The sequence below is a fragment of the Achromobacter sp. genome (assembly GCF_057314935.1).
In genome coordinates this window covers 1-11,857 of sequence record NZ_DBHKZA010000120.1, presented here as the reverse complement: position 1 = coordinate 11,857, position 11,857 = coordinate 1, and the positions used below count along the sequence as shown (strand labels likewise).

At 65.0% G+C, this 11,857-nt stretch carries 11 protein-coding genes; 1 reads left to right on the top strand and 10 read right to left on the bottom strand.

Going from position 1 to position 11,857, the window contains the following annotated elements:
* The 3 genes from ACO6D5_RS27780 to ACO6D5_RS27770 form a co-directional block, all read right to left on the bottom strand.
* On the bottom strand, positions 1-767 hold a 767-nt coding region (locus tag ACO6D5_RS27780), incomplete at its 3' end, for a GAF domain-containing protein (RefSeq protein ID WP_485827173.1).
* A gap of 219 nt (positions 768-986) precedes the next feature.
* Complete coding sequence (locus ACO6D5_RS27775; protein ID WP_315528567.1) at positions 987-1,454, bottom strand: VOC family protein; 468 nt, start codon at positions 1,452-1,454, stop codon at positions 987-989.
* A gap of 26 nt (positions 1,455-1,480) precedes the next feature.
* Positions 1,481-2,437, bottom strand: coding sequence for an AraC family transcriptional regulator (locus ACO6D5_RS27770; RefSeq protein WP_485827172.1), 957 nt, complete (start codon positions 2,435-2,437; stop codon positions 1,481-1,483).
* A 101-nt stretch (positions 2,438-2,538) separates the two neighbouring features.
* Here ACO6D5_RS27770 and ACO6D5_RS27765 point away from each other — a divergent pair, with 101 nt between their 5' ends.
* Positions 2,539-3,789, top strand: a complete 1,251-nt coding sequence (locus tag ACO6D5_RS27765) for an MFS transporter (protein WP_485827171.1) — start codon at positions 2,539-2,541, stop codon at positions 3,787-3,789.
* An 18-nt stretch (positions 3,790-3,807) separates the two neighbouring features.
* Here the strand turns inward: ACO6D5_RS27765 and ACO6D5_RS27760 are convergent, their stop codons facing one another.
* The 7 genes from ACO6D5_RS27760 to ACO6D5_RS27730 form a co-directional block, all read right to left on the bottom strand.
* Positions 3,808-4,998, bottom strand: coding sequence for a pectate lyase family protein (locus ACO6D5_RS27760; protein WP_485827170.1), 1,191 nt, complete (start codon positions 4,996-4,998; stop codon positions 3,808-3,810).
* Positions 4,999-5,026: 28 nt separating this feature from the next.
* The gene (locus ACO6D5_RS27755) at positions 5,027-6,928 is read right to left on the bottom strand and encodes a Vi polysaccharide transport protein VexE (RefSeq protein ID WP_485827169.1); all 1,902 of its coding nucleotides are present in this window, start codon (positions 6,926-6,928) and stop codon (positions 5,027-5,029) included.
* Positions 6,921-7,970 carry a KpsE/RkpR family capsule polysaccharide export protein gene (locus ACO6D5_RS27750; RefSeq protein WP_485827168.1) on the bottom strand — a complete coding sequence of 350 codons (1,050 nt, stop codon included), beginning with the start codon at positions 7,968-7,970 and terminating at the stop codon, positions 6,921-6,923. Before ACO6D5_RS27750 ends, ACO6D5_RS27755 begins: the two co-directional genes overlap by 8 nt.
* A gap of 103 nt (positions 7,971-8,073) precedes the next feature.
* Entirely contained in the window at positions 8,074-8,790 is a 717-nt protein-coding gene (locus tag ACO6D5_RS27745) for a P-loop NTPase family protein (protein ID WP_088589703.1), read from the bottom strand.
* Positions 8,791-8,799: 9 nt separating this feature from the next.
* Positions 8,800-10,140, bottom strand: a complete 1,341-nt coding sequence (locus tag ACO6D5_RS27740; RefSeq protein WP_315528557.1) for an ABC transporter permease — start codon at positions 10,138-10,140, stop codon at positions 8,800-8,802.
* A 7-nt stretch (positions 10,141-10,147) separates the two neighbouring features.
* On the bottom strand, positions 10,148-11,302 hold the full coding sequence (locus ACO6D5_RS27735; protein ID WP_035213923.1) for a polysaccharide biosynthesis/export family protein: 1,155 nt from the start codon (positions 11,300-11,302) through the stop codon (positions 10,148-10,150).
* Positions 11,303-11,344: 42 nt separating this feature from the next.
* Positions 11,345-11,857: glycosyltransferase (locus ACO6D5_RS27730; protein WP_485827167.1), on the bottom strand; the 513-nt coding region annotated here is incomplete at its 5' end.

Here is an 11,857-nt window from a genome sequence, read left to right as displayed (position 1 = left end):
ACGCGGAAGAACGTCTTCTCGGGCAGCAGGGTCGACCACATGCCCAGCGCGCGGGAGTCCAGCACCATCGACCCGTCCTCAAGCCAGATCTCGCTGTAGTTTCCCGCCGAGCGCACGCCCACGATCGCCTCGGGCTGCACGCCTCGCACCACGCCGCGCATGCTCAGATAGATGACCGCCGTCGACCGTTCATAGTGCGCCGTCCGGCTGTGATCCCGGCTGTTTGCGTACTTGGCCTGGCCGATCAGGTTGGCGCATTGGAACAGGGCCTGGACCTCGTCGGGCGACCAGGTCCTGTGCTTGACGGTGGTGTCGAAACCGATGATCCCGTAGAGCTTCTTCTCATGGAAGACGGGCACGCTCAGCACGCTCTTGTTGCCCTGGCGCTGGAACTCCACCTGGATCGCCCGCGCGGTCCGCGGCAGGTCATTCACGTCGTGGATGGCCACGGCCTGGCCTTTCATCATGAACCGGTGCAGCCAGGCGATCAGCGTCGTCGGCACGTCCTGAAGCTCGGCCACGAACGGCTGCGTCTGGCCGCGGCACCACTCGTGCGTATTGCGCAGGCGCAGCAGGTCGGGCCGGTATTCGATCATCCAGGACCGGTCCACGTCCGAGGTCTCGCCCATGAACGCCAGCAGCTCCGATATCGCATCATCGGCCGGGCATTTCAGCAGGCTCATGGCGCAGTGGTACACCCAGTCCGACGACGGACTGGGTTCAAGTACGGTTGCGTCGTGCGTCTTGTACTGACCAGCATCCTTCACGTGCAATTCCCCCGGCGGCCGGATCGAGCATCGTCCAGGCGCTGGCTGCGCCGCGCGCCAAGCGGGGATTTTCCTCCCGGTAACGGGGAATGACAAGAACGCTGGAAAGTCCTGCCCGACCCAGGGGGCCGAGGTTACAAACTAACGTTTGTAAAACGCGAATACAGCCTGGCATTTGTATACCGGCCGACCCGTCACGCCGCCCCGTCGAGGCCGGTGTCACAGGGCAACGGGCTCCCGCGCCCCATCCGCCGCAAACCGCAGCAGATAGCCGTCCGGATCCTGCACCAGGAATTCCTTGCACGACGACCAGCCCGCACCGACCCGGTAGCGCTTTTCCTCGATGGGGCGAAAGAGCGGCCACCGGGCTTCGGCCAACGCTTGCACGATGGGTTCCACGCGGTCCACCTGCATCTGGAAATTGACACCGCGCCCGAAGGGGCGTTCAAGCGGGGCCGTGTCCCATTCGTGGTTGAGTTCGCAAAGCATGATCTGAAGCGGACCGCGCTCCAGATACGCGAACCCCGCCTCGCGCCGCGCATAGGCGATCTCGAAGCCGAGCAGCCCGCACCAGAAATCAAGGCTGGCTTCCAGACGGGTGACATCCAGCTCCGGGACCATGGCCGCGAAGCCGCCCGTGGGGGCACGTCCTTCGGAAGATGCGCCGTTGCGTTCTTGTTGATCCATTTCGCACGTCCTGTTCTGTTGGCAGGTCACCGCAGCTGTCGGCTCGCGCCGGGCGGTAGACCGGTAATGCGCTTGAAAGCGCGGCTGAAGGCCGCTTGGGATGTATAGCCCAATTGCTGGGCCACGACTTCGATCGAAAGCCTGTCTTGGGTAAGCCACTGGCTGGCAAGGCGCATCTTCAGCTCCGTGGCGTATCGTAAGGGCGGCGTGCCGATCGTTGCCTGGAAGCGGTCCGCAAAGACGGACCGAGAAATATGGCATTCCTCTGCCAGCTCTGCCACCGTCCAATCGCGTCCTGGCTGCCGATGCAGCGCCAGGATGGCCCGGGCCAGCCGGGGGTCGCGCAAGGCGGCCACCAGACCCGAAGCATTGTCACATCCACACTCGACCCAGCCGCGCACGATCATGGCGGCCACCACTTCGGCCAGGCGGGCCAGAATACCCGCGAACCCCACCCGCCCGGAGCAGATTTCCCCTTTCATGGAAGCCAGGATGGGCATCAGGCCGGGATAGCGCTCGCCGGCCGCATCCACCTGCATGACACCGGGCATCAGCTTGCCAAGACCCTGCATGCCGCCCAGGTCGAACTCCATGCAGCCGTAAAACAGGATGACGCTGGGAATGGGATGGGTGCTGGGACACGCATCCACGGCGCTGACCGCATCCCCAAGAGGCGCCGCCACAAAGCTGTCGATACCCTGGACCGGCACGTCCGGCCCGGATAACAGTTGATGCGCGCCACCTTGGGGAATGAACACGGCATTGCCGGCCGACAACTCGTGCAAGCTGCCGTCGGCGGTGCGTAGCACGGCGGTGCCGACCGCCAGGTAATGGAAGTAGCCATGGCCGGGCTTGGCTTCGAAGCTCAGTCCGAAGGACGGGCCGGCCTGGATACGGCGGTACTGGACGCCGCGCAGACGCATGCCGGTCAACAGTTCGCTGATGAGGTCCGAGGAAAGGGAAAAATTGTCCAACGCGTCCATTCCAGGAGTTTCGATCAAACATTCAAGACGAACCATCATAGATCATCCTGAAATTCAAACCTAGACTCTGGGCTGAGATTGTTTTTCTGGGAAGTAATGTGATGAGCAACTGTATCTGTGACCCCTTGGCCAATACCACGGGGGACCATGCGGGCGACGCCGCGCCGACCTCTGCGGCCTGGATGGCGGTGTTCTCGTTGGCGATGGGGGTGTTCGGCCTGTTGACGGCGGAGTACCTCCCGGCCAGCCTGCTGACGCCGATGGCCGCCGCCCTGAGCGTGTCGGAAGCCTTGGCGGGACAGGCAGTGACCGTGACGGCCGTCGTGGCGTTGTTTGCCGGATTACTGGTGCCGGGCCTGACGCGGGGCATTGACCGGCGCGTGGTCCTGCTTGGCTTTTCCACGCTGATGATCGCCTCCAACCTGTTGGTCGCCTTGTCCTCCAGCATGTGGGTGCTGCTCACGATGCGGGTGCTGCTGGGCATCGCGCTGGGGGGATTCTGGAGCATGGCCGCTGCCGTTGCGATGCGACTGGTGCCGCCCGCGCTGCTGCCACGCGCCCTGTCGATCATTTTCAGCGGCATCGCGGTAGGCACCGTGGTGGCCGTGCCCCTTGGCAGTTACCTGGGCGGGAGGTATGGCTGGCGCAGCGCTTTCGTCGCGGCAGCCGCAGTTGGACTGATTACGTTGGCCTTCCAGTGGTTCACGCTCCCGCGGCTGGCGCCGCGCCAGCCGGCACGGCTTGGAACGGTTCTGGATGTGCTGCTGCGCCCGGGAATCGCCATCGGGATGTTGGGGTGTGTGCTTGCCCATACCGGCCATTTCGCACTCTTCACCTACATCCGCCCGTTCCTGGAAAGCACGACGGGCGTCGGCACGGACGGCCTCGCGTTGATATTGCTGGGTTTCGGTATCGCGAATTTCGCCGGCACGATGCTGGCCGGCGTGCTGATGCAGCGCAGCCTGCACATGACGTTGGCAGTGATGCCCGCGCTGGTGGGCGTGGCCGGGTTGGCCCTGGTCTTGATGCCGGCTTCGCTGGGGGGACAGGCGCTACTGGTGGCGTTCTGGGGGCTGGCCTTCGGCGGCGTGCCCGTGGCATGGTCGAACTGGGTGGCGCGCGCCGTGCCGGATCAAGCGGAAAGCGCGGGCGGAATGGTCGTGGCCTCGGTGCAATCCTCGATCGCAGCAGGTGCGGCTGCCGGCGGCGCGATGTTCAGCTTCACTGGCATCGCGGGCGTATTCCTCGCTGGCGGCATCTTGATGCTGCTTGCTGCGCTCCTGATCGCACTACGGGTCAGCGTCGGGTCCGCGCCGTCTGGGACCGGAGCAGGCCCGGCACTGCATCTTTGAAGCCGACGCACCCGGCACTCAGCAGCCCGATCCCACCCTTGTCGCCGGCAACGGTGTATCGCCGGCCGTGTTGCCGGCGAACTTGCGGATCTTCTCGGCCAGTTCCGGCGTGGCGCGTTCATAACCATAGCAATACGGCGGCGTCGGCGCCGCCTCGGGCCGGTAGTCCTGCAGCACCGGCTTCGCGTCGCCCAGGTAAAGATTGTCTTTCAAGCGCAAGAACGCCTTGTAGTCGCGCGTATAGCCATGCTGCGCCTTCAGCTTCTCGTAGGCGCCGCGATCGGACTCGCCATTGTCCAGCGCGCTGCGCTTGGACGCCACAGGGATGTAGCGGCAGTAATTCACGTTGATGCCTTCCACCGTGGGGAAGAACGCGGGCTCCACGCATTTGCGCTGCGCGTCGTTGCTGAATATGTTCCCTTCGACAAACGCCTTGGCCTCCAGGCTGAAGCTCATGCCGTAGAAATCCCAGTTCTCCAGCAGGTTGTTGAACAGGTGGAACGTGCCGAATTGCCCTCTTGGGTTGCGTTGCACGGTGTTGAAGAAATAATTGTGGTGCAGCGTCACGCGCGCGATCGAATCGCGGTCGTAGTTCTCGAACAGGTTCTTCGAGGTAATGTTGTTCAGCAGCATCACCTTGTTGGAGTTATGGAACTTCGTCCATGACACCGTGACGTCGGTCGAGCCGTTCTTCACATTGAGCAGGCGGTCCGACATACGCGAGAGATCAAGGTGATCGACCCATACGTCGCTGCTGCCGTTGGCCACATTCACGGCCTGGGTCAGCCGCGTCAGACGCCCGTCGATGGTCAGATGCGTCAAGATGACGTTCTTGCTGCCATACACGCCCAGCCCGTCATCGATCAACGTGACCTGCTTGCCGCGCCCGTCGATGGTGACGTTCGACGGCACGCGCAGTTGCGAGTCAAGCAGAATCGTCATGTCGGACGCAAAGCGGATCCACGCAGGTCCCTTCCTGGCTTGCTCCAGCGCGGCGCGCAGCGTTCCCGGCCCGGCGTCCTTGTCGGACGTGACCTCGACGAATCGGCCTCCCAATCCGCCGGTGGCGCGGGCGCCATAGCCCTCGCGCTGGGAAAGCAGCGACGCGATGGACGGGCAGTGCTCATCCGGGCTTGCGCACGTTTCATTCGCGGCCGCCGCGCCGCCATGCAAGACGGCCAAGGCCAACAGCCAACGCAGCGGCTTCATTCCTGATCTCATCGATGCTTGCTCCCTCTCACTGCGCGGACCGGTCCGCGGATTGCACATGACGCCAGATTCCCCCGCTCAAGCGCAGGTTCTCCGGCGGGCCGGCCAGGTGTTCGCGAAGCCGTTCGAAGTACGCCTTCTGCCAGCGCAGCGCGTACGCGTCGGCGTCCTCCCCCGGCTCGGCAGCAGGCAGCATTTCCAGCGTATACGCGACCTGGCCGTTCTCCCAGCGCGGCGCGTAAAACACCGACGGCACGCGAAGGCGATGCGCCAGATGCGACGCAAAACTGGAGTACGTGACTTCCTGCCCTTCGAAGGTCGTCCGCGGCGCAGCCGGGTTGGCCGCGCCGTCGATCGCCAGGCACAGCACGTAGCCCGATCCGATCGCGCGCATGCAGGCCTTGGCGACCTGCGCCTCGGTCTGGTCCGCGGTGGAGATCAAGGCCGCCGCATAGCTGCTTTGGGCGATGCTGGGCGCCGTGGCAAGCCAGCGCGACGGAATGCCCAGCAATTCCAACGCCATCAGCCCCGCGTACATGGGGCCGACGTGCGCGGTGGCCACCACCACGCCCCGGCCCGCCGCCAGCAGCGGCGCGAAAAAGCGCTCGCCCGTATCGAGCTCGCCCAACACCTGCATGGCCTCTTCGACGTTGTCCTCGCGGCATTCGAGCCAATCGAACAGAAGATGATCCACCAGATGGCCCCAGCGCGCCCGGCGTTCCCATTGCGCGCGATCGGCGTCGGGCTCGCCGCGCAGCGACCACGCCCAGTCCAGGCGCGCCTGCGGAATCGGGGCCGCGTGCAGGCGATCCTCCAGTTGGCTCAACGCCTCCTGGAAGGTCTTCGGCAGCGCGGTGCCACGTTTCGCGACATATTGTTCGAACAGCGCCTCGGCTTCCTGCTTGCGGCCCGCCTGCGACAGCGCGCCAATGGCCGAACGCTGCCAGAGCAGCTTGTCTGGAGATTTCTCGACCAGCTTCATCATCTGGTCGGCGGCATCGTCGTACTGCAGCGTATAGCGCAGCGCGCGCGCATACAGGGCGCGCGTCTGCTCCAGATCGGGCGCCAGATCGATGGCCTGCGCCAGCGGCGCCACCGCCTCCTTGTACCGCCCGGCACGCAGCAGGGTTTCGCCGTAAAGCGTCAACAGCCTGACATCGGCCGGTGACGCCTTCAGGCCCGCCTCGAAATGCGCCAGCGCATGCACCTTGCGATCGTCCTCGGAGGCACGCCGCAGGTGCGATAGCCCCAGGGACGAGCGCAACGCGGCGCTGTCGTGGCCCGCGGCCAACGCCGCATCGCCGAGCCGGATCGACGCCTCCACCCTGCCGTCCTCAAGCAGGGCGCGCACGGCCATCGTCGCCGCGCGTTCGTTGGGCAAATTGTCCGGATCCAGCGCGGCGGCAATGCCCGCCGCCTCGGCGACATCACCGTTGCGCACGAAGGCAAGCAACCAGAAGTACGCTTCGCCCGGCTCCCGCTGCGCCAGGCCGAGGGTCGCGCGGGCGACTTCGGCGGCCTCGGCCACACGCCCGGCCTGCACGCGCAATTGAATCCTTGCGGCATGCAGCGCTGCGGCGTCGGGCTCGATGCGCGCTGCGGCGTCCGCCTCGGCGATCGCGCGGTCCCACTGTTCCGTGCGTCCCAACAGGCTCGCCAGCATGCGGCGATCATCGGCGCGCAAGGGGTAGGCAGCCGCCAGGACGTCAAGCGCGGCGATCGCCGGCGCAAACCTGCCCTCTCGCACGAAGGGAGAAACCAGCAAGCGCCGGACGTCACGCCAACCGTCACTGACCTGCGCCAGCGCCGGCGCAAGCCTGGCCATGTGCTGTTCCGGGTCGGCGGCGGAATGGATGTCCTTGATGACCTCGCGCAGCCCGGCCGTGGCGTCGGCCTCGGCGCGACGGTTTTCGATCGCCGTATCAACCATGACGCAGCCCCCTCAACAACGCCATCCCCACCCGCGAGATGAACATCAGCACAAAGCCCAACGCCAGCGCTTGCAGCAGCAGGATCCCCGTGCGCGGGCTGCTGGGCCGGTCGGTCGGCACCGGTTGCGCAATGATGGACAAATACCGCTGCAACCGCAGCGCGTCGGTCACGGCCTGCTGGTACGTCTGCTGCGCCAGCGTCAGGTTCGAATCCGCGAACGCCTGGGTATTCCTCAGCGCCTCGTACGACTTGAGCTGCTTGGCTTCCGTATTGCCTTCGCCGCTCAGGCGGCGGCGCAATGACGCGATGCGCTTTTGCAGCGCCGCGACCTGCAACTCGGCAGGTTTCAGCATGAAGTGGTCTTTGTTGCCCAGCGCGCGGATCTTGTCCAGATTGATCTGCGCACTGCTGAGCTCGCCTTCGAGCTGGCTGGACAGGTTCAGCAGCATCGCCACCGTGGCTGACGGATCGATGTTGCCGTGCGTGGTGCGCCACGCCGTCAGTGCCTCCCGGGCGGCAAACGCCTTCTGCTCGGCAAGCTTGACCGATTCCTCGCTGACCTTCAATTTGTCGGCCACGCCCTTTTCGTTCATCGAGCTGACGAAGTCCTCGGCCAGACCGATCAGCGCCTTCGACAGCGTCGCGGCATCCTCCGGCGAGAACGCGCTCACGCGCAATACGTCGATCTGCTCCAGCGCATTGAACGACACCTGCACCGACGCCTGATAGGCGCGATACAGATCGTCTTCGCTCGAATCTTCGGCAAGGTGGCTGACCGGGTCCATGCCCGCGCGGATCAGGTATTGGCGCAGGCCTACTTTCTTGTCCAGCTGCTGCATGGCGTCGCGCGACTTCAGGAAATCCGCAACGGCCCAACCGTCGACAAAGCCGCCCAGCATGCCGCCCATGTTGCCGGTGGTGAGCAGGCTTGCCGCGCCGCCTCCGCCGCCTTGCTGGCCGGACCCCGATTGCACGAAGAACCGCGACTCGGCCTCGTAGCGCGGCGTCGCGATGCAGAGCACGTAGATCAGCGCGAACACGACCGGCGCAACGACGATGACCGCATTGATCCAACGGTGGCGGCGACGCTCGCGCAGCGCCGACTGCCGCTCGCGACGGCGGCGTTCGATCTCGGACCCGCCTTCAGAGGCCGAGCTGCCCTTCCTCGAAGCCGCCTCCGAAGCCGTCGTCGCCTGTGCCGGATTCGCTCCTTGATCGTCGAGGGGGGAACTTGCTGATGCACTGGTCGAGGTCGTCTTCGATGCTGAGAGCGCTTCGTTCATAAATCAAGCCTTTTAGGCAGTAATCCGCCATCTGATTCTGGCGGTAACTGGAAAAAATGAGTGTCCGGCCAATCAGCCGCTCTTCGAACAGAGCCAGCCAAAGGCGGGTGAAACGGCAAGGTTCGAAAGGGATGGCCCCTTCGATCACGTAGACATCGAACGCCGGCGCCAGCGCCAGTGCGAACGAAAACTCCTGCCGGGCGTAGAGCGGCCAATGTTCCATGGGCTTGGCCAGGACTTTCGGATCGCTGATCAGGTCGGCGACCAGTTCGTACGTGGCGTCCACGTCGATCTCGTACATCTCGCAGACGAAATCGATGATGCTCAGGCCGCTTGCCTTGCCGCGGATGAAGCCTTGCCGGCCGATCGCCCACGAGACGTTTCCGTCGTGCTTGACGAAGCCCTGGCGCGGCGGCCGCAGGCAGCACAAGACGTCGACGATCTGGCGATGCAGCTCGGGCGAATGCGACAGCAAGGCATAGCGCCCGACAGGAATGTCGAGGTCGACATTGGCCAGCAGCGGTTGCCGGCTTCCGAATGCATAGGGTTCGTCAGTGACGCCATTGAGATGAATCATTCTCTTGCCTCACATCGGCTGGACATTGGGACGGGCCAGGCGCTCGGCCGCCAGGGCGACCACCATCAGGAACACCAGCGACGTCAGGAAATAGCCCAGGCTCGCGTCATGCGACTCGTAGGCCTCGAAGTACGCCGAGCGCAGCAGTTGCATGCCGTGCGCGAAAGGCGACCACAGGATCCAGGGGCGCAGGTGCTCCGGCAGTTGCTCCGACACGAAGAAGACGCTTGAGAAGATCTGGAGAAACCGCTCGATCACGGGAGCGAGCCTCAGATAGAAGTGCCAGAACGTCGCGATGGAGCCGAACAGCACCCCCATCGCCGCGCCGCAACACCCCATCAGCACGACGAAAAGAATGAACCCCGCCCAACTTTCCGGCAGCGTGATCAACTCCAACGCGTGCCCCGCGCTGATCAGCACCGCGAACACCACCAGATACACCGACAGGTAGATCAGCGCCTGCACCAGCGCGCACATCAGCGGCGTCACGCCCTGGAAGTTCAGCAAGCCCCGCGCGGATATGTACGCCGCGCTGCTTCGGAAAATGATCTGCCGGAACATGATCCAGGTCGTTGCACCCAGCAGCGAGAACGTCTGCACATCCATGCCCAGGATGTAATGCGTTCCCATCAGGATGTACAAGGACGAGATCAGCGTCAGCAGCACCACCGGGCCGACCAGCGCCCACAGCAACGCGATCCGGCTCTCGCCATGTATCACGCGCAACTGGTAGACGAACAACGCCATCAGCGTGCGCCCGACGGGCCGGACATTGCCGGCGCCGCTTGCGGGATGTCCTTCATGCAAGGCCTGCAAGCGTTGCCGCAAGATCGCAAGATCGCCGGCCTCGCTGCCGGACAGCTCGATCTCCAGCGCAATGTCGTTGCGGGAGGCATGACGGCGCGCTTCGCGCGCCTCGTCCTGCTTGCGCCGCTCCACGCGCCGGGCATGCGCCGCGGCCAAGCGCGCGTCTTCCGCCACCAGCTTGGCCGGCATGTACCCCGGCGCGAACACCGCCACGCCCGCGCGGATATCCTGTTCCAGCAGGCGCACGATCAGGCGCAGGCGCCGCCGTGAAAAATCCGCCAGGGTCTCGTCGACCCGGCTGCTTGCGATCTCGGCATCCAACTCCGCCTGCACGGCCTCGTACACCGCCCGGCGGGCGGCCACGGAGTCGTGCGGCTCGCCCTGAAGGCGGGCGAGCAGCGGCTTGAACAAGACCGCCGGCGTGGCGTTTGCTTCAAACAGGGCAGCGGGATCCAGCCGCCAGGCCGCGACGCCCGCTCCCACCGCGTAGTTGCTGTCCTTGCGGCGCGAGCGCCAGCCCTTGATCCGGTCCTCGTTACTCATCGACACGCTATTGGGAGACGCCGGAACTGGAGCCCGAATCGCTGTCAATGGCCCGCGTGGCGCTGAAGCCGGCGCTCATGGTGACGCGGAAGGCCGACAAGACCTTCTGCACCTGGGTGAACGGCGCATCCGAGATATAGATGGCCTGGCCCTCATGCACGCTGAATTCACGCGCCAGCGCCACCTGCTCCGGCCGGGTCAGGTCGAACTGATAGACGACCGGCAGCAAGTCCGGCTTGCCTTCGGCCCCGGCCTTGGCAGGCGTGAACAGGAACACGGAACGCGGATCCGCGGTCTTGTCGTCAAGCCCCTTGGAATCGGCCAGCGCATCCAGCACCGTGTAGTTGCGCTTGCTGATGGCCACGCGCCCCTGATTGCCCGCCGCGCCCAGGACAGTCAGGTACTCTTTCGAGTCATACGCGGTAATGACATCCCCCGGCCGCAGCAGGATGTCGTTGTTCTGGTTGCGGTAGATATCCGACAACCGCACCGACGCCACCTGGTTGTCGCGCCGCAGGCTGATGACGAGCTGCTCGGGGTTGGTCTGCACGGGCGCCGCTTGCGCCAGCGCGCTGCTCAGGCGTTGCGCGGTCTGCGTGATCGGGAACATGCCGGGCTTGGTCAGGTTGCCCTGCACCGTCACCATCTGCCCGCGCGCGTCCGCAGCGCGCGTGACACTGACGTCGGCGCCGACGACAAGCTTGGCCAGACGCGCAACGATGGCGTCATGCAGCTTGCCCAGCGTCAGGCCCTCGGCGTGGAATTTCCCCAGGATGGGAAAACTGACGTTCCCCGCCCGGTCTATCTCCTGGTTGCCCAGGTCGCTCACGCCCGAGGGGTCCGCGGCGAACACGCCCAGGCCGCCGCGCTCCCACACCTTCACGTTGATGCCGTCACCGGGCACCAGGCTGTCGAATCCAGCCTGCGTCAGGTCCCGGTAGCGCACGGGAAAGTCCGCGACCTCCGGGACCCGGCTCGCCTGCGCGAGCTCACGCGACACGGGCATCACGATGACATCCTTCTCGTCGTGAGCCCCCGTCATCTCGCTCAACATCGGACCGGAACGCGGCAGCTGGCATCCCGAGAGTGAAAGTGCGGCAAGCAGCACCATGGTCAAGCCTGCCTTGCGCCGCAGGCCCGAGGCCGGGACGTTCATTTGCATAAAACCCTTTATTTTCAGAACACCGGAAAAGCAAGCCAGCAATCAGGCCGTCATCCGGCACAGCGGCGCGGCATCCATGCGTTCATCGTTCTCGGACATGGCCATGACCGGCATGCACAGGCCCAGGAACTTGGTCAGCATCGCGTCAAGCGAAAACAGCTTCTGCGCCCGCTCGCGGCTTTGCTGTCGAAGTTGCGCATTGCTGCGCACCCGATCCACCATCGAGGCGACCTTCTCGCAGGCCTCGTGCAGATCCGGGTGATCGACGTCGCTCAGCAGATGACCCGTCTCGTCCTCCACGAAACACTCGCCTGCCCCGCCGGCCGGTGTCGAGATCACCGGCACGCCCAGCAGCTGGGCTTCGATCAGGACGTTCGGCAACCCTTCGTAGCGCGACAGCAGCACGCTGGCATCCATTTGCGAATACCAATAGCCGACGTGGTTCGACAGCCCGACGAGCAATAGCCGGTCCGTCACGCTCAGCTCCTGCGCCAGCGCCTCGATGATGTCGCGCAGGCGCCCGTCGCCGACGATGACAAAGCGGGCTTGCGGGCG